Source organism: Brevibacillus jepli, assembly GCF_047229145.1.
Lineage (GTDB): Bacteria > Bacillota > Bacilli > Brevibacillales > Brevibacillaceae > Brevibacillus.
Window position 1 is genome coordinate 125519 of sequence record NZ_JBFEFW010000001.1, and the last position, 22468, is coordinate 147986.

The window sequence follows — 22468 nt, forward strand, 5'->3', positions numbered from 1 at the left end:
TGTGAGATGTTGGCGAATAAGTAGGGACAAAGGCATATATTGTCGAATGATCTGCTCATCTTCGTAATCTTTATTACCTAGTTACTGGTGTGATTAGAATCTTCAAGAGAGTGTAGCATCACTTTTGTTCACGTGCATGTAGGTACATTTCCCAGCACTTCCAATTGACGTTGAAATAGTCGCTACTATTTCTCACTTGGAAGAAGCTTTTTCTTTGTGTTCATATTTGCTAGGAAAGGGAAAGGAAAATTGATGGAGAGCATTGCAGAATTGTTTAAGAAAAAAGAGTATTACCACGCATTTCAGCCCATATGTCAACTTCCCGAAAAAAGTAGAATAGGGTATGAAGTATTACTTCGCAGTAAAGCGGGGATCCATCCAGAGGCATTGTTTTCGATCGCAAAGGAAAACAAAAAGCTGCCAGAGCTCGATATCCATTCCCTGCAACATGCGCTCTCGACTTTTTTTCATTCGTCGAACGAACACAAAAATGAGCTTTTATTTGTGAATATTTTTCCTTCAACCATTATAGAAGACACATTTCCTAGCTTCATGGAAAAGATTGCTCGCTCCTTTCTTCCCTTTTTGAGTCGAATCGTTTTGGAGATCAATGAATCGATTATGGAAGGAGAAAGTTGGAACGAACCCATTTTTACACAACGCATTGCGGAATTGAAAAAGATGGGGTTTTTAATTGCGTTGGATGATGTTGGAGATGGAGCGAATATATTCAGTAAAATTGAAGATCTTTCGCCTGATTACATCAAGATTGACCGCTTTTTTTCGCAAGAGCTTTCAAGTTCATTAGAGAAGCAAAAGACTGTGAAGCTGTTTGTCGATTTTTGCAAGAATGCACCTCAACTCATTCTCGAAGGAGTTGAAGAAGAAGAGGATTTTGCTTGTGCTTCTTTATTGGGAGTTGCGATCGGCCAGGGATACTTGTTCGGTAAACCAGGCAACTTGCAGGACGATTAAGAAGGCAATGCAGAATTGGAGGAATTTTTATGTCTAATGATAACAACGTGTATTCTAGGAAGGCAACGCTTTCCTTAAAAATATCCGAGTTTGAAGTCCCTCCGATGCAGGATATGTTGATCATTGGTCGGAAAGCACCGATTGGACCAGAGGCTGTAAGGAGAATGGCGGATGCTTTATCACCAGAGCAGTTTACTTTGCTGAAAATGAATCATCCGAAGATTGAAGCTGTTTTGCTTAGAAACACCCTTTTGCAAATGATTGATGAAAAATTATTGATGAAAATCATCATGGAAGAGGCAGAACGCATGATTAGTGAATCGATGGTTCTGCGTTCCGAGTTAAAAATAGCTTTGTCCGTTCAGCGAGAGGTGGATCTCTTATGAACATCTCCGAAATCATGACGACGACGATTTGTACCATCACCTCAGACAAAAGTGTCTCTTATGCGGCGGAGCGAATGAATCAATGTCATGTTGATTCGTTAGTTGTCATGGATCACGGAGAGGTACTGGGTATGGTGACGACGAGAGATGTTTTGTCAGCGCATCCTAATCGTATCGTTGCCGATGCTATGAGTAGTCAGCCTTTCTATTTGTCAGCCAATCACAATGTCTGGGAGGCCTATCATACGCTTCATCAAGAACAGAACGGGCTGGCATTGGTCAAGAATGAGGAAGAAGTCATCGGATTCATAACAAAAGAAATCGTAGAGATGAAAATAGCAGAGTACAGGGACCCATTATCCGGCTTGTATCGGGCTCCCTATATCCAGTTTATCGGCGAGAGCTTCTTGAAGGAGCGAAAACCGTTCCATTTGCTATTTATCGATTTAAACGACTTTGGTCGAATCAATAAGCTGCATGGGCATCCGTTCGGCGATGATGTTATCCGTACATACTCATCCGTCCTTTCGTCACTGGCTGAGGAACAAGGTGATTACTTATGTCGTTATGCGGGGGACGAGTTTGTTTTAATCTCGACGATTTCTGACGATCAGATCCAGGAGTACATCACGCTCATTACACGTCCGACAAACATTCTCGATATCTTTGTATCTGCTGCTGTTGGCCATGTGAACGGTTACGATACACCCGACTTTTTCTCTCGCTCCTGGAGGGAATTAATTGCTGAAGCGAGCCTAGGCTCCTCTGCTGCCAAAATGCCCAAAACGATCACCTCCACGGTAGGATAGGAAAAGTATAGTTTGCAGGCAGTACGCATACACTTTTGAAGAGATTTGGACAGGTCAGGATCTATTTTGCAACCAATTATTCTTTCTAACGTAATACATGGAGAGATAAGAACGTTATCAGGAGGCAATGACATGATTGTAACGACTACCAGCATGATCCAAGGAAAAGAAGTTGAGGAGTATTTGGATATCGTCAGTGGAGAGGTTATCATGGGGGCAAACGTCGTTCGTGATTTTCTCGCTGGGATTACAGACATCATTGGTGGCCGAAGTGGCTCATATGAGAGCAAGCTCTCAGAAGGCCGTGAAATGGCTATGCGTGAAATGAAAGAAAAGGCCCGTGCATTAGGTGCAAACGCTGTTGTGGGTGTTGATCTCGACTTCGAAACCTTGCGTGAAGGCATGATGATGGTCATTGCAACAGGCACAGCTGTCCGTGTGAAGTAAGCCGGTAAACATCCGGCTTTCTTTTTTTCTATAAGCGAGTGACATACATAAAAATAGAAGATGAATGAAGGAGGAAGCGAGTATGCTGGTACAAAAAACGCTTCAAGACCTATCGAATAAAATAAACGCCAACCCCCAGGGGATAGCTGGATTCCATGCGGTGTACCATTTTGTGCTTAGTGGAGAAGAGGGAGGCACCTACGAGGTCGTTTTTGCCGAGAATCAGGCCGATTATACTCTGGGTGTTACAAGAGAAGCTGGCTGCAAGCTGGAGCTGTCTGACAAGAATTTTATTAAGCTTGTAGAGGGAAGCTTGAATCCTACCGTTGCTTTTGTGACAGGAAAGCTAAAAATTACCGGAGAAATGGGTCTATCCTTTAAATTGCAAACGATTTTACATCATTATCAATCACAAAAATAATGAAAAATTTCGTAATGTAACTCGCGACCCAGGACCTATCGACCAGAAAAAACTAGTCAACCCTTAAAAGATTGCGTTAAAATATGACCAAACAATGACACCTACTCCAACACAAAATCGAGGGGAAACATGCGCCATATTTGTTCATTGATTGCGATCGTAAGCCAACTGGAAGAACAATCTGTGCGTTTTGATTTTTATCAAGAAATCAGACGACCTAAGCCAGAACGTCAGTTATTAAAGCATCATGCACAATTACCGCGTCATTATTTTGATTATTTAATTCATTCAGGAGTTTTGGAAGTAGAAACGGATTCGCCTTATCAGCCAGGGAAGATCATGCCTGCTTCAATCGGGATGAACATACGCTCGCTCGGTGGAAATGTATTGTTTGACATGTGTTTTGCCCCACAAACATATAAATTGTGGCAAAACACAGATGCAAGCTTGGAAGACTTATCTCTGCCTGCTGATATATTTGAAGAATATGTGTATCGCCTGGGCGCCATCAGTCGGTTTCGATATTTGGGTCGAATAGATGATCCAGTTACGGCTACAAAACTGGGCGAAAACGACATGATTGAATTCAAGCGCGACTTCCTTCTTTCTAAGGCTGGAATCATTAAATCCATTGTCGCGTTCGCGAATTCAAACAACGGGAATTTGTACTTAGGTATTACGGATGAAGGAACAGTTTGCGGGGTCGACCATGAAATCGAGCAGTACGGTGACCCAGATAAGTACATCCTGGCAATAACCCAATACATTCAAGACAAGACGTCACCGTTTGTCACTCCATTCCCAAAAATTTCGTTGAAAAAAATAGATGGGAAAACGGTTGTAGCTATTTTTGTAGAGGCCTCATCTGATTTGATTTGTGGTTTGGACAAAAATAATGAAAAGTACGTGGTCATCCGTACGAACAATCGCTCTGTTATTGTGAAAGATCCGCACCAGATTGGTGAAATTTACGTGAAACGAAAGCTTGGCAGTGAGATCAGCCGTCGATTGGGACTTCTGTAATGTTATCTTACAGGAATACACGAGGAGGGTTACTGCGTGATATCGTCTTTGCGTACTTGTTTGCTGGTTATGATGGTTAGTAGCTTGTTCGTCACTGGCTGTGCACAGTCAGGCAAGGTGTCTGACGACATGAAAGATCATATCGAGACAGAGCTTGGAGCGGTTGAAAAAGTAACCGTCATGTCTACGGATGGGCAGGAAGTTTTGCTGGACTTGCGTTCGTTTATGCAAGAACTATCTGGACAGGGACAAGATTTGCAAATATCATCCGAACCTTTAAGGCAAGAAGACGTACGTTTTACGCTTGTCCTGTACAGAAAACAGCAGGCTCCACTTGTCGTGACAGTGGGAGAGCTGGCGAGTGAATTTGGAGGACATACGTATCGCGGTGCGGGTGCCAGTTATTTTTATCAATGGGTTAACAAGTTAACTGGCAAAGGAGTGCTCTCACAAAAAATTAATAGCGTACGATTAGCTGCAGAAGACCTTGGTCAGGCTCGCGTGTTGAGCGAAATAGAAACCGAAAACATCAGGAAAGTATTGGGATCGGCAGTTCCGGAGGGGGAAAGCGGCAAGAAGCAGTATCCACTCTACCCGAATTACCGGATGAAAATGAATTCTGCAGACAAACCGCTTGAAGTGGCCATTTTGACACCAACATTAATCGCTGTTCCATATGGAAGAGAAACCTATTATTTTCACGTAGATGGCAGCCTTTTTTCACAGTTAACGGAATGGCTACCGCCGAGCAATAACAATGAGGACGCGATCGGACAGTTATTTAAAACAACGCATATTCGCATCGCAGCAAATGGTGAAATGCCAGTCCAAAATACAGAAATGGACGTCACACAAACGACCATCGAACAAGGAATCGCCCATCAATCTGTCCGTTTGCTAAAAAATGCAGATCCGTTGCAAGGGTCACCGAAAGCACCTGGCTCAAAACAATTCGAACTTCATTTTTTGGTAAATGATACAGAGCAGATCATTGAGATTTATCCAAACTATTTTAAATACGATCAAACTTGGTATATTCATGATGAACTAGCGGAAAATGAGTGGAAATTGTTTCAATCTCTACGAAAATGAGGGATTTCCTCATGAAGTTTCACGCTTATGGTCACGATAAAGAGAACATATTACTACCACTTTTGCAGTTTTTGTCGTAGAATAGTTACGTTGCACTGATAGTGGAGGTTTCGACCGGAAAAAGGCAGATGTCTTTGAACCGGTCTAAAAGCCTGCCGATCTTTATCTGCCATAGGAGGATGGAGAATGAACATTCATGAGTATCAAGGTAAAGAGATACTTAAGCAGTACGGTGTAAAAGTTCCTGAAGGTCGCGTAGCTTTCACAGTGGAAGAAGCTGTTGAAGCAGCGAAAGAACTGGGCACCCAAGTAAACGTAGTAAAAGCGCAAATTCACGCTGGTGGCCGTGGTAAGGCTGGCGGTGTAAAAGTTGCAAAAAATCTTGATGAAGTTCGTACATATGCCAGCGAAATTCTTGGTAAAGTACTGGTTACTCATCAAACAGGACCAGAAGGTAAAGAAGTTAAGCGTCTTCTGATCGAGCAAGGCTGCGACATCAAGAAAGAATACTACGTAGGTGTAGTAGTTGACCGCGCAACTGGAAGCGTTGTAATGATGGCTTCTGAAGAGGGCGGTATGGACATCGAGGAAGTAGCAGCAAACAATCCAGAAAAAATCTTCAAAGAAGTAGTTGATCCAGTTACAGGTCTGAACGGCTTCCAAGCTCGTCGCCTGGCTTATGCGATCAACATTCCAAAAGAATTGATTAACAAAGCTGCTAAGTTCATGATGAGCTTGTACCAAGCTTTTGTTGATAAAGATGCTTCTATCGCTGAAATCAACCCACTGGTTGTTACTGGCGACGGTGAAGTAATGGCACTCGATGCGAAGCTGAACTTCGACAGCAACGCTCTCTATCGTCACCCTGACATCGTAGCTCTGCGCGATCTGGATGAAGAAGATGAGAAGGAAATCGAAGCTTCCAAGTTCGATCTGTCCTACATCGCACTCGATGGTAACATCGGTTGCATGGTAAACGGTGCAGGTCTGGCGATGGCAACAATGGACATCGTGAAATTCTACGGTGGAGATCCTGCTAACTTCCTTGACGTTGGTGGCGGAGCTACTGAAGAGAAAGTAACTGAAGCGTTCAAAATTATTCTCCGTGACGAGAAAGTTAAAGGTATTTTCGTCAACATTTTCGGCGGCATCATGAAATGCGACGTTATCGCAAACGGCGTAGTGAATGCAGCAAAACAAATCAAATTGGACAAACCTCTCGTAGTACGTCTCGAAGGTACAAACGTAGAATTGGGTAAGAAAATCCTCAATGAGTCCGGTTTGAACATCGTAGCTGCAGAATCTATGGCTGATGGCGCTGAGAAAATCGTATCCTTGGTGAAGTAAGAACAAGCGAAGTAGATACGTTAAGAAAACATATATCGATGTAAACTCAGTGCTGAGCGACCGCGACTCTTCGGAAAGTTTTCATGCGCTCCGGAAATTTATAAGCTGAGCTTATAAATTCCTACACGTTAAAAAAGGTGGGAAAATTACGCGATGAGTATTCTCGTTAATAAAAATACAAAAGTAATTACGCAAGGGATTACGGGTGCAACTGGTCTGTTCCACACTCGCGGAGCCGTTGAATACGGTACACAAATGGTGGGCGGTGTAACACCTGGTAAAGGTGGTACCGAAGTTGACGGTATTCCAATTTTCAACACAGTAAAAGAAGCAGTAGAAGCAACAGGTGCAACTGCATCCGTTATCTACGTAGCTCCTCCTTTCGCTGCTGACGCAATCATGGAAGCGGTTGACGCTGAACTGGATCTGGTAATCTGCATCACTGAAGGTATCCCGGTTCTGGACATGGTAAAAGTTAAGCGCTACATGGAAGGCAAGAAAACCCTTCTCGTAGGTCCTAACTGCCCTGGCGTTATCACTCCAGGTGAGTGCAAAATCGGTATCATGCCTGGTTACATCCACGTTCCAGGTAAAGTAGGTATCGTTTCCCGCTCTGGTACCTTGACTTATGAAGCGGTTCACCAAACTTCTACTCGCGGCCTTGGTCAATCCACAGCTGTAGGTATCGGTGGAGACCCAGTAAAAGGTATGGAGTTCATCGACGTACTGAAAATGTTCAACGAAGATCCAGACACTGAAGCAGTTATCATGCTGGGTGAAATCGGTGGTACTGCGGAAGAAGAAGCAGCAGAGTGGATCGCTGCTAACATGAAAAAACCAGTTGTAGGCTTCATCGGGGGACAAACTGCTCCTGAAGGAAAACGCATGGGCCACGCTGGTGCGATCATCTCCGGTGGTAAAGGTACAGCTGCTGAGAAAATCGCGAAGCTGGAAGAATGCGGTATTCGCGTAGCGAAAACACCTGCAGTTATCGGTGAAACACTTGTTGAATTGCTGAAAGAGCGCGGTATGCTCGAGAAAGTAATGGGCAAGTAAGAGTTAAGACAGAAGTGGACAGCCTTAGGCTTGTCCACTTTTTTATTTTGAAGACATGCTCTTTCTTTCGGTAGAATAGCTTTCAAAACCGTCCAATGCGACAATTCGTGATCGATATGAAGGAGGCATTCCAAATGGGAAAGGCGAAGCTCGACGAGAGAGACTGGTTGTATGTGCTGACGATGATATCGGGATTAGGGAGGAAGAAAATACGCGAACTCTTTGAAATCGCAGGTTCCTTTCAGTTCGCGATTGACAATTGGGGTGAGTTAGCTCATGAGTTAAGATTGACGTCAATGCTCATACAACAAGTTGAAAAGCAAACCAATGAAGGCTCAGCGATCGCGCTATTGGAAAAGCGTGAATCGGAACGAACTCGCTTTTTATGTCCGTTCGATGAGGGTTATCCTGCTTCGTTGCGTAATATCCCCGATCCGCCACTAACCTTGTTTTATCGTGGAGATCATACTTTGTTGGAGAACTTGTCGATTGGTGTTGTCGGATCGCGCAAGCCAACATCTTACGGAAGAGCGAGTTGTACCTTCTTTGTTCGCGAGCTCGTGCAAGCAGGACTTGTCATTGTTTCAGGAGTAGCGTATGGAATTGATGCGGAAGCCCATCAAGCCACATTGAAAGCAGGCGGAAAGACAATAGGCGTACTCGGCTGCGGAATGAACTATGTTTATCCTTCTCGACATCGAGAACTTTATCGCGAAATTGAATCTTTTGGCCTACTCCTCAGTGAATATCCTCCCCATATTCCACCTATAGCTGGATTGTTTCCAGAACGAAATCGAATCATAAGTGGGCTGGCTATCGGCGTATTAGTTGTTGAAGCGGCAGAAAAAAGCGGATCCTTGATTACAGCAGACTGCGCTCTTGAGCAAGGAAAAGAAGTTTTTGCGATTCCTGGACCAATTTTTTCATTGATGAGCACAGGTCCGCATAACTTGATCAAACAAGGTGCAAAGCTAGTAACAAGCAGCAGAGATATTTTGGAGGAAATCAATCAGCATCTTCCAGTAACAAAGCAAATGCAGCCTGTTGTAAATAGCAACGAATCGAATGTTGTTCCCTTATCTAATGAAGAAAAAGCAATCGTGGAGGCAGTAACGTATGATGGCATACATATGGATGAGCTAATGAGCAGTTTGGATAAAGACCAACGCAGAATGCTGCATCAGGTCGTGATTCGTCTGGAAGCAAAAGGGGCTATCGTGGCACTTCCTGGCGGTTATTTTGCACGGCGCTAGCATATCCATTAGCTTCATAGCAATGCTGTAGACGTACAAGTGTTTGACAAACCGGATGAGCATATTTAATAATAGGGAAGATTCCTTACTAAAAGGGGAGGAAAAAAATGGCTGATACGCTAGTAATCGTAGAATCCCCTACGAAGGCCAAAACCATCGGAAAATACCTGGGTAGTAAATATATCGTGAAAGCGTCTATCGGGCATGTACGCGATTTGCCGAAAAGCCAAATGGGTGTAGACGTTACGAATAATTTTGAACCCAAATACATAACCATTCGCGGCAAAGGGGATGTATTGAAGGGGTTAAAAGATGCCGCTAAAAAAGTAAAAAAAGTATATCTCGCAGCCGACCCGGATCGCGAAGGGGAGGCAATTGCTTGGCATTTGGCGCAATACTTGGGGCTCGATTTAACTCAGCCACTTCGCGTAGTATTTAATGAGATCACCAAAGATGCCATTAAAGAAGCGTTCAAGCATCCGCGACACATAAACATGGACTTGGTAAATGCCCAACAAGCGCGTCGCATTCTTGACCGACTTGTAGGCTACAATATCAGCCCGATTTTATGGAAAAAGGTTCGCAAAGGCTTGAGTGCAGGACGTGTTCAATCGGTTGCGGTAAAGCTCATCATGGATCGTGAACGTGAGATTCAAGAGTTTGTTCCGGAAGAGTACTGGACAATTGCAAGCACCCTGATCAGCAAAGGCAAAGAAATTAACGCAAAGTTTTACGGTTACGGTGATGAGAAAGTCGAGCTTCATTCAGAAGAAGATGTAGCCGCAGTGTTGAAACGAATGAAGGATAAGCCATATGTGGTACAAAAGGTAACGAAGCGTGAGCGCAAGCGTAATCCTTCACCACCTTTTATCACAAGTTCATTACAGCAAGAGGCAGCGCGCAAGCTGAACTTCCGTACTTCCAAGACGATGCGAATTGCTCAAGAACTGTACGAGGGGATTGACGTTGGGAATAAAGAAGGAGCAGTAGGTTTGATTACCTATATGCGTACAGATTCTACACGTCTGTCTGAAACGGCTCGGAACGAAGCGAAAGAATACATACTTGAAAAATTCGGCCCTGATTTTGTGTTAACCGAACCGCGTAATCAGGGGAAAAATGAAAATGCACAAGATGCCCACGAAGCAATTCGTCCAACTGGTGTAATGCGTACCCCTGATGAAATCAAAGATTTCTTGTCACGAGATCAGCTTCGCCTGTATCGATTAATCTGGGAGCGTTTCCTCGCCAGCCAAATGTCATCCGCCATTCTTGATACCATGAGCGTAGATATTGATGCAGGTGGTGTTACTTTTCGAGCTACGGGCTCAAAAGTGAAGTTCCCTGGATTTATGAAAGTATATATTGAAGGAAGCGATGACGGGGCAGAAGAAGAAAGCTTCCTTCCGCCCATTGAAGAAGGACAAATCCTTGAACAAAAAGAAATCGAGCCGAGTCAGCACTTTACACAGCCACCACCGCGATTCTCCGAAGCGCGCATGCTTAAAACAATGGAGGAGATGGGAATTGGACGACCGTCTACCTATGCTCCTACATTAGAGACCATTCAAAAGCGAGGCTATGTAGCGTTAGAGGAAAAGCGATTTGTACCGACTGAGTTGGGCGAGATTGTGATTACGCTCACGGAGGAGTTCTTCCCCGAGATTCTCAATGTAGAATTCACAGCACATATGGAATCAGGCTTGGACAACATCGAAGCTGGAAATACCAATTGGGTGCAAGTCATTGACGATTTTTATCAAGATTTTGCAAAGCGCTTAGCTGTTGCAGAAGAAGAAATGAAAGAAGTAGAGCTCAAAGTCGAAGAATCGGATGAATCATGTGAGCTTTGCGGTCGCGTGATGATTTACAAGCTTGGCCGCTTCGGTAAGTTTTTAGCTTGTTCTGGGTTCCCAGAATGCCGTAATACCAAGCCGATTGTAAAAGAAACGGGAGTAAAATGCCCACAATGTGAAACCGGAGAGATTATCGAACGTAAATCTAAGAAGAGCCGTATTTTTTACGGTTGCAATCAATATCCGGAATGCGATTTTGTTTCGTGGGACAAACCGATTGCCAGACCTTGTCCAAAATGCTCGAGCATGCTAGTGGAGAAAAAGCGCAAGAAGCAAGGAGTTAGTATTGTTTGCACCAAGTGTGATTATCAAGAAGAAGCAGACTCCTAAGCAGCCTGATTCGATTTTGTAGTTTGGAGGATTAACAGCATGTCACAACCAACCATTACAGTAGTGGGCGCTGGCCTAGCTGGTAGTGAGGCAGCCTGGCAAATCGCGCAAGCAGGCGTAAAAGTAAAGCTGTATGAAATGAGACCTAAAACACAAACTCCTGCGCACCATACCGATAAATTCGCAGAGTTGGTATGCAGTAACTCATTGCGTGCTAACACGTTGACAAATGCAGTAGGTGTATTAAAAGAAGAAATGCGTCGACTGGACTCAGTTATTATTCATGCGGCAGATCGTTGCGCGGTTCCAGCTGGAGGCGCGCTTGCTGTGGACAGACACGAGTTTGCAGCTTATGTCACAGATGCCGTTCGTAATCATCCGCTGGTAGAGGTCATCTCTGAGGAGATTACTGAAATTCCTGAAGGGATTGTGGTGATTGCAACCGGACCACTTACTTCCCCGGCTCTGTCTACGCAGTTGAAAGAACTGACCGGTGAAGAGTACCTGTACTTCTATGATGCCGCGGCACCTATCATCGAAAAAGATTCGATTGATATGAACAAGGTATTCGTTGCTTCCAGGTACGATAAAGGTGAAGCAGCTTACTTGAATTGCCCGATGACGGAAGAGGAGTTCAATCGCTTTTACGATGCGTTGATCTCGGCAGAAACAGTTCCTCTGAAGGAATTTGAGAAGGAAATCTTCTTCGAAGGCTGCATGCCAATTGAAGTATTGGCGAAGCGTGGGCACAAGACCATGACATTTGGTCCGATGAAGCCAGTAGGTCTGGTCGACCCACGTACAGGCAAAAAGTCTTATGCGGTTGTACAACTTCGTCAGGACAATAGTGCTGCGACATTGTATAACATCGTGGGCTTCCAGACCCATCTGAAATGGCCGGATCAAAAAAGAGTCTTTTCACTCATTCCTGGGTTGGAAAACTGCGAAATCGTTCGTTATGGCGTCATGCACCGCAACACCTTTATCAACTCGCCAAAACTATTGAAGCCTACGTATCAGTATAAAGATCGGGAAACACTTTTCTTTGCTGGTCAAATGACTGGCGTAGAAGGATATGTAGAGTCAGCGGCTTCTGGTTTGCTTGCGGGGATGAATGCAGCACGACTCGCAAAAGGAGAAGAATTGATCGTGCTTCCGCCTGAGACAATCATGGGAAGTATGGCTCGTTATATTACAACAGCAGATCCAAAGCATTTTCAACCAATGAACGCAAACTTCGGGTTGGTACCAGAATGGCCTGAAAGAATCCGAGACAAGCGTGCGAAAAATGAAAAGCTGGCTGAGCGGGCGCTAGATACAATTCAGAATTTTACACAAGAACGACACAATTAACATTGATATCCGATTTTCGTCTGTGTTACTATATAGGTGCTTCGAGGAGGGTGCATCCGGTATGGACATTTCGCAACAAAATTCTGCGGATATTGAGATGTTTACCCGCTATTTGCGAGTTGAAAAAAACGCCTCTCCTCATACGGTGAAGCAGTATGTGGCAGATATCAGCGAATTTGTCTCCTTTATGGAACAGCACCAAATCACCGTATTTGCTGCTGTTTCTTATTTGCATGGTCGCTCCTTTCTCGCGCAATTGGCTGGCAGGGGGCTTTCCCGGCGAAGTATTGCCCGCAAGCTTTCTAGTTTGCGAAGCTTGTACCGATTTCTGTTGCGTGAAGGTCAACTGGAACATAACCCATTCCAACTAGTCTCCACTCCAAAAATGGAGAAGAAACTTCCTTCCTTTTTATATCCGCAAGAGGTTCAAGCTTTTTTCGATCTGCCTGATACAACCACTCCATTAGGAATTCGTGATCGGCTGATTTTTGAACTGTTATACGCTAGCGGCATGCGTGTTACGGAGCTTACCACTTTATCTGTAGATGATGTGAATCCGAGCATGGGAGTCGCCTTGGTTTATGGAAAAGGAGCGAAAGAACGATATGTGCCGGTTGGAAGTTATGCCTGCGACGTTCTTCGGCAATACCTAGAGTATGGAAGAGAAAAACTGTTGGCTGGAAAAGTAGATCACGGCAATTTGCTGGTTAACTATCGGGGAGAACCGTTATCCGACCGCAGTGTTCGGCGGATTGTAGACAAATACGTAGATACGTACGCTCTTCACTTGCGGGTTTCACCTCATACCTTTCGTCATACGTTTGCGACCCATATGCTGAACGGAGGCGCTGATCTGCGTACCGTGCAAGAATTATTGGGACACGTCAATGTTTCGACGACACAGGTGTACACGCACGTAACCAAAGAGCGACTTCGGCATGTATATGACACCGCACACCCACGAGCAAACCCGAGCAATACAGGTTCCGCCAATCGGACATAACGGGAGGAATCAGTGATGGAACAGTTTCACGCAACAACCATTTTTGCTGTACAGCACAATGGGTCCGTAGCGATGGCCGGAGATGGTCAGGTTACTTTTGGCAACAGCATGGTAATGAAGCATGGTGCGAAAAAAGTAAGACGTCTTTATCGAGGTGAAGTTTTGGCAGGGTTCGCTGGCTCTGTCGCTGATGCGATTACACTTTTCGAGAAATTTGAAGGAAAGCTTGAAGAGTATCACGGCAATCTGCAGCGTGCAGCTGTAGAGCTAGCGAAGGAGTGGCGCATGGATAAAATACTGCGTCGCTTGGAAGCCATGATGATTGTTGCTAACAAGGAGCATTTGCTGCTTATTTCCGGAAACGGCGAAATCATCGAGCCTGATGATGGAATACTTGCAATTGGTTCTGGCGGTAGCTTTGCTCTTGCAGCTGGTCGTGCATTGAAAACATATGCGCCACATCTCAGCGCACGTGAAATTGCGGAAGCATCACTTCGGACCGCTGCTGAAATCTGCGTGTTCACAAACAACAATCTTGTTGTGGATGAGTTGAATTGAGCGAAAGGGAGGACCCTACTGTGCTGAATCTTGAGCAATTAACCCCGCGTAAGATCGTTGAGCATTTGGACAAATACATTGTCGGGCAGGCACAAGCCAAGAAAGCCATCGCTGTAGCGCTTCGCAACCGCTATCGTCGCAGTCGTTTGCCAGAACAAATGATTGAAGAGGTTGTTCCCAAAAATATCTTGATGATCGGACCTACTGGTGTTGGAAAAACGGAGATAGCTCGCCGAATTGCCAAATTAACAGGTGCTCCCTTTATTAAGGTAGAAGCAACGAAGTTTACGGAAGTCGGTTATGTAGGACGAGATGTGGAATCGATGGTTCGTGATCTGGTGGAAGCTTCGATTCGTACTGTCAAACAGGAAAAAGTAGACTCGGTAAAGGAAAAAGCCGAAAAACTTGCGAATGAAGCGATTGTGAACGTACTCGTCCCATCACGTAAGCAATCAAATTCGTTTAAAAATCCGCTGGAGATGTTTTTCGGTGGTCAGCAGCAACAGCAGCAGGATACCTCTGATCAAGAAGAAGTATCGATCCAGCAGCAGAAGAGACAGGTAATGTGGCAATTGACAAATGGCCAGTTAGAAGAGCAGATGATTGAGATAGAAGTAGAAGATCAATCACCTTCGATGTTTGACATGTTCCAGGTTCCGGGTACAGAACAAATGGGGATGCAAATGCAAGATATGCTCGGTAGCCTGATGCCTAAGCGGATGAAGAAACGAAAATTGCGAATAAAAGATGCGCGAAAGGTATTAATTCAGCAGGAAGCGCAAAAACTGGTGGATATGGACGAAGTGACGCAGGAGTCGATCCGTCGAGCAGAACAACACGGAATCATCTTTATCGACGAAATTGACAAGATTGCGGGTAAGGATGGGCGTGGCCCGGATGTATCCCGTGAAGGAGTCCAGCGTGATATTCTACCGATTGTGGAAGGCTCAACGATCATGACCAAGTACGGTCCTGTCAAAACAGATTATGTTTTGTTTATCGCAGCGGGTGCTTTTCACATGGCAAAACCATCGGATTTGATTCCGGAATTGCAAGGACGTTTTCCGATTCGGGTAGAATTGACTAGCTTGCGCGTTGAAGATTTTGTCCGAATATTGACAGAGCCAAAAAACGCCTTGCTTAAGCAGTATGTAGCTCTTCTGGAAACGGAAGGTGTGCAGGTTGATTTTACACCGGAAGCCATCCAAGAACTCGCGCGTCTCGCCGCTGAGGTCAATCAGAGCACAGATAACATCGGTGCTAGACGATTGCACACCATACTGGAGAAGCTACTGGAGGATCTCTCTTTTGAAGCCCCAGAAATCCACCTGGAAGTTGTACAGATTACCCCTGATTATGTCCGACAGAAATTAGGCAATATCGTGGGGAACAAAGACTTGAGTCAATATATTTTATAATCATTGGATAGGTAGCACATATACATTAGGAGGAAATACAGATGGATCTACTGTCGAAAACAAGAAGAATTAACCGCATGTTGCAAAAATCCGCGGGTCATGCCGTGAACTTCAATGAAATGTCGCAGGTTTTGAGTGACGTTATTGAAGCAAATACCTATGTTGTAAGCCGTAAAGGAAAACTTCTTGGCTACGCGATTCACCAAGAAATGGATAACAGCCGTATGCAAAAAATGCTGGAAGAGCGCCGTTTCCCAGAAGAATACAGCATGGGACTTCTGAAAGTAGATGAAACATCTGCTAACCTGGATGTAGAGAGCCCATACACAATCTTCCCAGTCGAAATGAAAGAAGTATTCCGCACAGGTTGGACAACGCTTGTTCCAATCATGGGTGGAGGAGATCGTCTGGGTACACTGATTTTGGGTCGCATTAACGATCAATTTGTCGATGACGATTTGATTCTTGCAGAAGTAGGCGCTACGGTAGTAGGTATGGAAATCCTGCGTGAGCGTTCTGAAGCAATCGAAGAAGAAGCTCGTAGCAAAGCAGTTGTACAAATGGCGATTGGTTCCCTCTCCTATAGCGAGCTGGAAGCAGTTGAACATATTTTCGAAGAGCTCGAGGGCAAAGAAGGCTTGCTCGTTGCCTCCAAAATCGCGGACCGCGTAGGAATTACTCGTTCTGTAATCGTTAACGCACTGCGTAAGCTGGAGAGTGCGGGTGTTATTGAATCCCGTTCCTTGGGGATGAAGGGTACCTTCATTAAAGTATTGAATGAAAAGCTGTTGCCTGAGCTGGAGAAGCTCAAAACCTCGTAAGATACCTGGCTGAAAGTTACACAAAAGTAAACAAAAGGTGTAGCAACTCATGTTGCTGCACCTTTTTTCATAGGACTATAGTCCTGATTATTACAAAAAACGACACATTATTACCATATATTATATATTGAAATTTAATAATTGACCCGAGATCGGCGATGGTTTGAATATGGATTCCTTGTAAAATGCAGTAAAAAAACAGGAAAGATCAGGGATTTAGTGCCATTGAATCATTTTGAAAAACGTCATGAAAAGGGGCTTTTTTGTCCAATTTGATTTTGCTATGATTGAATCGTATTAAGGTGTCGAAAATACAGGAAATATAGGTGGTTTTAGGGAAAAGAATTGACTCATATTGGGGGAGAAGGAAAAATGCTGGATAGTTACAATCTGCAGGTTCTGGAAAGATCACTGGATGCTGCGACATTGCGACATAGAACAATCGCAAACAACCTTGCCAACATAGACACCCCTCAATTCAAAAGTCAACAGGTCATCTTTGAGAGCTTTTTGCAAGATGAGTTGAACGCAAGAGCGGGTGGCAAGTTAGAAGCGTATCGGACTAACCAACGACATCTCCCGTTTGGAAGTACTGGGGGAGTAGCAGTACCACAGGTTGGGTCCAATCCGAATAACTTCGTACAAAACAATGGAAATGATGTGGACTTGGAAACAGAAACGACCGAGCTGGCCAAAAATCAAATCTGGTATGGCGGACTGACGCAACTAACGGCCGGACATTTCCAAAAACTACGCAGCGTCATTGAAGGTGGAGGTAAATAAGGATGAGCTTGTTTCAAGGGATTAACACAAGTGCTTCTGCCTTAACAGCTAACCGATTGCGACTGGATACTATTGCATCGAATATTGCGAACGCGGAAACAACTCGTGCGAGCTTCGTAGACGGTGCATGGCAGCCATACCGTCGGAAAATGGTGGAGCTATCGCCACGAACCAATCAATCGTTTGATAACTTTCTGCAAGCAGCAGTGGGAACGGTTTCTGGTAGTCAGGGTGGACAAGGTGTGAGAGTAACAGCAATTCAGGAAGACAATACTCCATTCAAGCGTGTATACGATCCATCGCACCCGGACGCTGATCAAGACGGGTACCTCTTGATGCCGAATGTAGATCCGATGAAAGAAATGGTGGACATGATCTCCGCTTCCAGATCGTATGAAGCAAACGTAACAGCATTAAATGCTGCCAAATCGATGATGCTAAAAGCATTGGAAATCAAGTAAAGCGGGTGACAGTAAAGCATGGAAATGAGCGCAATATCTCAATTAACACCAATTCGTACAGCGAGTGTGAACAAACCAACCCCAGCTGAAGTTTCCCAAGAGTTTTCATCGTTTCTATCCGATGCCATGACGAAAGTGAACGAGGCTCAAATAGAATCATCGAATCTTGGGCTTAAGTATGCAGCGGGAGAACTTACAGATTTGCACCAGTTGACTGTCGCAGGGCAAAAAGCTACGGTCATGCTCCAAATGACCATGCAGGTCAGGAACAAGATGATCGAGTCCTATCAAGAAATCATGCGCATGTCGATTTGATCGTGGGTGGTATCCTTTGAGAGGTGAAACATGAACGAACGTTTAGCATTATACAAAGACCAGTTTACGTCTAAATGGAACCAATTTTCCAAGAAGCAAAAATGGTTGATAATTGGTACCTCGCTCTTCCTCTTGATATCTCTTGGTCTATACATATACATCGCTTCTCAGCCGGTGTACAAGCCACTTTATAACCAAAGATTGAGTGAACAAGAAATTGGGACTATCAAGAAAGAGCTGGAAGCAAAACAAATCCCTTATCAAATCACAGGGAATGGTACCAGCATCGAGGTTCCCGAGAAAATGGCACAAGATGTCATCGTAGATTTGGCGGCACAAGGTATTCCGAGCCAGGCAGGAATTAATGCAGAAATTTTCTCCAGTACGCTCGGCGTTACGGATCGCCAATTTGATGTCATGAAAAAAGAAGCGTTGCAACAAGAATTACGCAAGATGCTGGAACGTGTAAAAGGTGTACGCTCCGCACAGGTGATGATTACATTACCGGAGGAAAGCGTTTGGGTAACAGAGACACCGGATACAGCGACTGCTTCGGTCATCGTCGATGTAGAACCTGGAACGACACTTGATCAAAAGCAAATTAACTCACTTTACCTGCTCGTTTCTCGAAGCGTTCCAAAATTGCCAATGGAAGCGATTGCGATTACAGACCAGTATTCCAATCCCCTTGAACGATCTGAAGGCAATGAAAACGAAGGAACAATGAGCAGCTTCAAGCAACAGGAAACAATCAAAGCAGATGTTGAAAAGAAAATTCAACAAAACCTGTACAACCTGTTGGGTACGATCATGGGACGCGATAAAGTCATCGTCCATACATTCATTAAAATGAACTTTGACAAAGAAAATCGCGTGGAAAATATCGTCGAAGCACCTGACAAAGAGAACAACGAAGGACTTATCATTTCTTCTCAAAAATTATCAAAAGCCTTCTCTGGACAAGGTCAACCTCCAGGGGGGATTGCAGGAACAGGCAACAATGCAGTTCCGACTTACCCAGGAAGTAACCCGCAAGGAAGTAACAGTCAATACGAAGAGTTGAACGATACGATTAACCGTGAAGTAAATCGCATCACGCGAAATGTTACATCAAGCCCATACAAGATCGAAGACATCACAATCAACGTAGGGGTAGAACCGCCAGACGGTGGACAATTGGATGCTGCTACGCTTGAGAGCATCAAGCAAGTGTTGCGCAATGTTGTTCGTGTCACATTAAGTGATCAAGCTGTTGATTTAACAGATGCTGAGTTGGACAAGCATATTTCTGTACTCCCTCGTCAGTTCTCAGGAAAAGCTGAGATTGAGGATTCCAGTGCACTTAGTCCTGCTGTTCTTTGGACAGTTGGTGGTATTGCAGTATTGGCACTTGCTGCTGTTGCATTCCTCGTCTACCGCAGACGCAGTCAGGCGAAGCAACAGGAAGAAGAGGAATTGCCAGACTTGCAGAAACCGTTCAACGCGACCGAAATACCAGACTTGATTTACCAAGAAGATGGAGACCAGGTAGTGGTCAGAAAACAACTTGAAAAATTGGCGCGAAGCAATCCAGATGAGTTTGTTGTTCTGCTTCGTACATGGTTAGCAGAAGATTAAGGAGTGAATGGTATGGCTCGCGGCGCTAAAGAGTTGTCAGGACGACAAAAAGCAGCTATCCTCCTCATCTCACTCGGGCCCGAAGTTTCTGCCCAAGTGTTCAAGCACTTGCGTGAGGATGAGATCGAGCAACTGACATTAGAAATCGCCAATGTGCGAAAAGTGGATACCGATGAAAAAGATAAAATTTTATCTGAATTTCACCAAATAGCTGTTGCCAAAGAAGTAATTGCACAAGGTGGGATTACTTACGCGAAAGAAATCTTGCAAAAGGCTTTGGGTGAGACCAAGGCGATGGATATTATCAATCGCTTGACGGCAAACCTGCAAGTTCGACCGTTTGACTTTGCAAGAAAGGCAGATCCAGGTCAAATTCTCAACTTTATCCAAAATGAGCATCCGCAGACGATTGCATTGGTGCTTTCGTATCTGGAGGCTCAACAAGCTGCCATGATTTTGTCCGCTCTTCCGCAAGAACGTCAAGCAGAGGTTGCGAAACGTATTGCGACGATGGACAGTACATCACCGGAAGTAATTGCTCAGGTAGAGCAGGTCCTGGAGCAAAAGCTCTCTGCGACTGTTACCCAAGATTACACACAAGCAGGTGGGATCGAAGCAATCGTGGCTGTACTCAACGGTGTCGATCGTGGAACCGAACGCACGATTCTGGATTCCCTCGAAATTCAAGATCCAGAGCTGGCAGAAGAAATCAAGAAGCGCATGTTCGTCTTCGAAGATATTGCAACACTCGACAACCGCTCGATTCAGCGCGTTATCCGCGATGTGGAAAATGCCGATCTACAACTCTCTCTCAAAGTATCCAGCGAAGAAGTTCGGGAAGTTATTTTCCGAAACATGTCCAAACGGATGGCGGATACCTTCAAAGAAGAGATGGAGTTTATGGGTCCAGTTCGCCTACGCGACGTCGAAGAGGCACAATCTCGTATCGTTGCGATTATCCGTCGCTTAGAGGAGGCTGGTGAGATCATCATCGCCCGCGGTGGAGGAGATGATATCATTGTCTAGGATCATCAAAAGCGCCAATTATCGGCCTTCTGAGGACTCTTTTCTCCTCTCGGTAACGCCTGTACAACTAAAGACGGAAGAAGTTGCCGAAAGGTTGCAAGAAAATCAAGAAATTTTAAATCAAGCTGAGATCGAAGCAAAAACGATCATCGCAGATGCAGAAGAAACCGCGCAAAACATCCTACAGCAAGCTGCGGAGCAAGCGGAGCTATTAAGACAAGAGACGCTTGCTCAAATGGAAGAATGGTGGGAACAAAAGCGCCAGGAAGCTGCGCAATTGTTTCAGCAAGTAAATGAGCAAGCTTCGACTGAAGGGCACGAGGCAGGTTTCGAAGAGGGAAAACGTGAGGCGTACGAGGAGCAAACAGCATCGCTCAGCCAAGCAAAAAGCATCTTGGAACAAGCCTTCGCTGAGAAAAAACAGATCATTGCTGAGGCGGAGCCATTCTTAGTTGAACTAAGCATGGAGGTCGCTAAAAAAATCATTGGACAGGAGCTGCAACAGCATCCCGAGCAGGTCCTGGAGATGACTAAGAAAGCACTTCGCCGCTCTCGTGTTCACGGTGAGATTACGGTATGTGTGAACCATAAGTACTTCGATTATGTGCTGGAACATCGTGCTGGTTTTCTCGAACTGCTAGATGGCCAAGCTGAGCTGTCGATTTACCCTGACTATACGGTACAAGATGGTGGTTGTGTCATCCGTACGGCATTAGGAAGTGTCGATGCACGAGTCGATACACAAATGGACGAGATTAAACAAGCTCTACTTGCGATTGCTAGAGGAAGTGAGTCTCCATGAGCATCCTAGATCTATCGAAGTACAAGCAAGTGCTGCATGGATTAGACCCGATGCGCGTGAATGGAAAAGTCACACAAGTCGTTGGTCTCACGATTGAGTCGCAAGGACCAGAAGTGAAATTAGGCGAGATATGCCATCTATATCCGGCTAACACAAAGGAACCCATCATCGCGGAAGTGGTTGGCTTTCGTGAAAATAAAGTGCTTTTAATGCCACTAGGCGAACTGACGGAGATTGGTCCAGGTTGTGATGTGGTCGCAACTGGACGTTCATTAGATGTAAAGGTTGGACCTGAAATCTTGGGTTCAATTTTGGACGGACTTGGCCGACCGTATCAAGGCTCACTGCCATTTGGACTAACTTCTTATCCAACAAACAATATGCCTCCGAATCCGATTCTTCGACCACGCATTCATGAACCATTAAGTGTAGGAGTTCGGGCGATAGACGGACTCTTAACCATTGGAAAAGGCCAGCGGGTTGGTATCTTTGCTGGATCAGGGGTTGGAAAAAGTACATTGATGGGAATGATCGCTCGTAATACGACTGCAGACATCAATGTCATTGGTCTCATCGGAGAGCGCGGTCGTGAGGTAATGGAGTTTATCGAGCGCGATCTTGGGGAAGAAGGACTAAAACGCTCTGTTGTCGTCGTCGCCACTTCTGATCAACCAGCGATGATTCGGATCAAGGGGGCGATGATAGCGACATCCATTGCGGAGTATTTCCGCGATCGTGGAATGAATGTCATGCTCATGATGGATTCCGTCACACGCTTTGCCATGGCGCAACGTGAAGTGGGCTTGGCAATCGGAGAACCTCCGGCTACTCGTGGTTATACGCCATCGGTGTTTGCGATGCTGCCAAAGTTGATGGAGCGCGCAGGAACAGCGGATAAGGGCAGTATTACAGCGTTTTATACCGTATTGGTTGACTCGGATGATATGAACGATCCAATTGCGGATGCGGCGCGCGGGATTTTGGACGGTCACATCGTTCTTGACCGAAAAATCGCGCATAAAGGTCACTTCCCGGCCATTGATGTAATGGCGAGTGTAAGTCGTGTCATGAATGAAATTGTCGAAAGCGACCATTTGGATGCGGCTCGGCAACTGAAAAAGCATTTGGCTACATTCCGTGAAGCGGAAGACCTCATTAATATTGGGGCGTATAAACCGGGAACCAATCGGGATATTGATGCAGCTATTCGCTATCGTGATATCATTTCAGGATTTACGGCACAAGGGACACATGAGCCATCTACATTGCAAAGCGCCATCCAAGCGTTGACAGCTCATTTCGGAGGAGTGAACTAA

Annotated in this window: 23 protein-coding genes; all 23 read left to right on the plus strand. The window is 45.0% G+C overall.

Going from position 1 to position 22468, the window contains the following annotated elements:
• Positions 1 to 252: 252 nt before the first annotated feature.
• The 23 genes from AB1L17_RS00680 (at position 253) to fliI (ending at position 22468) form a co-directional block, all read left to right on the plus strand.
• The gene (locus tag AB1L17_RS00680; RefSeq protein WP_486599046.1) at positions 253 to 975 is read left to right on the plus strand and encodes an EAL domain-containing protein; all 723 of its coding nucleotides are present in this window, start codon (positions 253 to 255) and stop codon (positions 973 to 975) included.
• A gap of 29 nt (positions 976 to 1004) precedes the next feature.
• Positions 1005 to 1361, plus strand: a complete 357-nt coding sequence (locus AB1L17_RS00685) for a hypothetical protein (RefSeq protein ID WP_412843162.1) — start codon at positions 1005 to 1007, stop codon at positions 1359 to 1361.
• On the plus strand, positions 1358 to 2170 hold the full coding sequence (locus tag AB1L17_RS00690) for a diguanylate cyclase domain-containing protein (RefSeq protein WP_412843161.1): 813 nt from the start codon (positions 1358 to 1360) through the stop codon (positions 2168 to 2170). The genes AB1L17_RS00685 and AB1L17_RS00690 overlap by 4 nt, the downstream gene beginning before the upstream one ends.
• 132 nt (positions 2171 to 2302) lie before the next feature.
• On the plus strand, positions 2303 to 2617 hold the full coding sequence (locus AB1L17_RS00695; RefSeq protein ID WP_412843160.1) for a YbjQ family protein: 315 nt from the start codon (positions 2303 to 2305) through the stop codon (positions 2615 to 2617).
• An 82-nt stretch (positions 2618 to 2699) separates the two neighbouring features.
• Complete coding sequence (locus AB1L17_RS00700) at positions 2700 to 3038, plus strand: SCP2 sterol-binding domain-containing protein (RefSeq protein ID WP_412843159.1); 339 nt, start codon at positions 2700 to 2702, stop codon at positions 3036 to 3038.
• Positions 3039 to 3167: 129 nt separating this feature from the next.
• Entirely contained in the window at positions 3168 to 4061 is an 894-nt protein-coding gene (locus AB1L17_RS00705; RefSeq protein WP_412843158.1) for an AlbA family DNA-binding domain-containing protein, read from the plus strand.
• A 36-nt stretch (positions 4062 to 4097) separates the two neighbouring features.
• The gene (locus AB1L17_RS00710) at positions 4098 to 5153 is read left to right on the plus strand and encodes a hypothetical protein (protein WP_412843157.1); all 1056 of its coding nucleotides are present in this window, start codon (positions 4098 to 4100) and stop codon (positions 5151 to 5153) included.
• A 186-nt stretch (positions 5154 to 5339) separates the two neighbouring features.
• A complete protein-coding gene (sucC, locus tag AB1L17_RS00715) occupies positions 5340 to 6500 on the plus strand; it encodes an ADP-forming succinate--CoA ligase subunit beta (RefSeq protein WP_412843156.1) in 1161 nt (386 codons plus the stop codon).
• A 153-nt stretch (positions 6501 to 6653) separates the two neighbouring features.
• The gene (gene sucD / locus AB1L17_RS00720) at positions 6654 to 7556 is read left to right on the plus strand and encodes a succinate--CoA ligase subunit alpha (protein WP_015891769.1); all 903 of its coding nucleotides are present in this window, start codon (positions 6654 to 6656) and stop codon (positions 7554 to 7556) included.
• A 134-nt stretch (positions 7557 to 7690) separates the two neighbouring features.
• Positions 7691 to 8809, plus strand: coding sequence for a DNA-processing protein DprA (gene dprA, locus AB1L17_RS00725; protein WP_412843155.1), 1119 nt, complete (start codon positions 7691 to 7693; stop codon positions 8807 to 8809).
• 107 nt (positions 8810 to 8916) lie between these two features.
• Complete coding sequence (gene topA / locus AB1L17_RS00730) at positions 8917 to 10995, plus strand: type I DNA topoisomerase (RefSeq protein ID WP_412843154.1); 2079 nt, start codon at positions 8917 to 8919, stop codon at positions 10993 to 10995.
• Between the two features lie 39 nt (positions 10996 to 11034).
• Positions 11035 to 12348 (plus strand): FADH(2)-oxidizing methylenetetrahydrofolate--tRNA-(uracil(54)-C(5))-methyltransferase TrmFO, encoded by a 1314-nt coding sequence (gene trmFO, locus AB1L17_RS00735; protein ID WP_412843153.1) that lies wholly within the window; start codon positions 11035 to 11037, stop codon positions 12346 to 12348.
• Positions 12349 to 12409: 61 nt separating this feature from the next.
• A complete protein-coding gene (xerC, locus tag AB1L17_RS00740; RefSeq protein WP_412843152.1) occupies positions 12410 to 13351 on the plus strand; it encodes a tyrosine recombinase XerC in 942 nt (313 codons plus the stop codon).
• 15 nt (positions 13352 to 13366) lie between these two features.
• On the plus strand, positions 13367 to 13909 hold the full coding sequence (gene hslV, locus AB1L17_RS00745) for an ATP-dependent protease subunit HslV (RefSeq protein ID WP_412843151.1): 543 nt from the start codon (positions 13367 to 13369) through the stop codon (positions 13907 to 13909).
• Positions 13910 to 13929: 20 nt separating this feature from the next.
• A complete protein-coding gene (gene hslU / locus AB1L17_RS00750) occupies positions 13930 to 15327 on the plus strand; it encodes an ATP-dependent protease ATPase subunit HslU (protein ID WP_412843150.1) in 1398 nt (465 codons plus the stop codon).
• Between the two features lie 41 nt (positions 15328 to 15368).
• On the plus strand, positions 15369 to 16148 hold the full coding sequence (gene codY / locus AB1L17_RS00755; protein WP_412843149.1) for a GTP-sensing pleiotropic transcriptional regulator CodY: 780 nt from the start codon (positions 15369 to 15371) through the stop codon (positions 16146 to 16148).
• 372 nt (positions 16149 to 16520) lie between these two features.
• A complete protein-coding gene (flgB, locus tag AB1L17_RS00760; protein ID WP_412843148.1) occupies positions 16521 to 16931 on the plus strand; it encodes a flagellar basal body rod protein FlgB in 411 nt (136 codons plus the stop codon).
• A gap of 2 nt (positions 16932 to 16933) precedes the next feature.
• Positions 16934 to 17392 carry a flagellar basal body rod protein FlgC gene (gene flgC, locus AB1L17_RS00765; RefSeq protein WP_412843147.1) on the plus strand — a complete coding sequence of 153 codons (459 nt, stop codon included), beginning with the start codon at positions 16934 to 16936 and terminating at the stop codon, positions 17390 to 17392.
• 18 nt (positions 17393 to 17410) lie between these two features.
• Positions 17411 to 17707 (plus strand): flagellar hook-basal body complex protein FliE, encoded by a 297-nt coding sequence (gene fliE / locus AB1L17_RS00770; RefSeq protein WP_412843146.1) that lies wholly within the window; start codon positions 17411 to 17413, stop codon positions 17705 to 17707.
• 30 nt (positions 17708 to 17737) lie between these two features.
• Positions 17738 to 19324, plus strand: coding sequence for a flagellar basal-body MS-ring/collar protein FliF (gene fliF, locus AB1L17_RS00775; RefSeq protein ID WP_412843145.1), 1587 nt, complete (start codon positions 17738 to 17740; stop codon positions 19322 to 19324).
• Between the two features lie 12 nt (positions 19325 to 19336).
• Positions 19337 to 20350: a flagellar motor switch protein FliG gene (gene fliG, locus AB1L17_RS00780; RefSeq protein WP_007719331.1), complete on the plus strand. Its 1014-nt coding sequence runs from the start codon at positions 19337 to 19339 to the stop codon at positions 20348 to 20350.
• Positions 20334 to 21152, plus strand: a complete 819-nt coding sequence (fliH, locus tag AB1L17_RS00785) for a flagellar assembly protein FliH (protein WP_412843144.1) — start codon at positions 20334 to 20336, stop codon at positions 21150 to 21152. Before fliG ends, fliH begins: the two co-directional genes overlap by 17 nt.
• On the plus strand, positions 21149 to 22468 hold the full coding sequence (gene fliI / locus AB1L17_RS00790; RefSeq protein WP_412843143.1) for a flagellar protein export ATPase FliI: 1320 nt from the start codon (positions 21149 to 21151) through the stop codon (positions 22466 to 22468). The genes fliH and fliI overlap by 4 nt, the downstream gene beginning before the upstream one ends.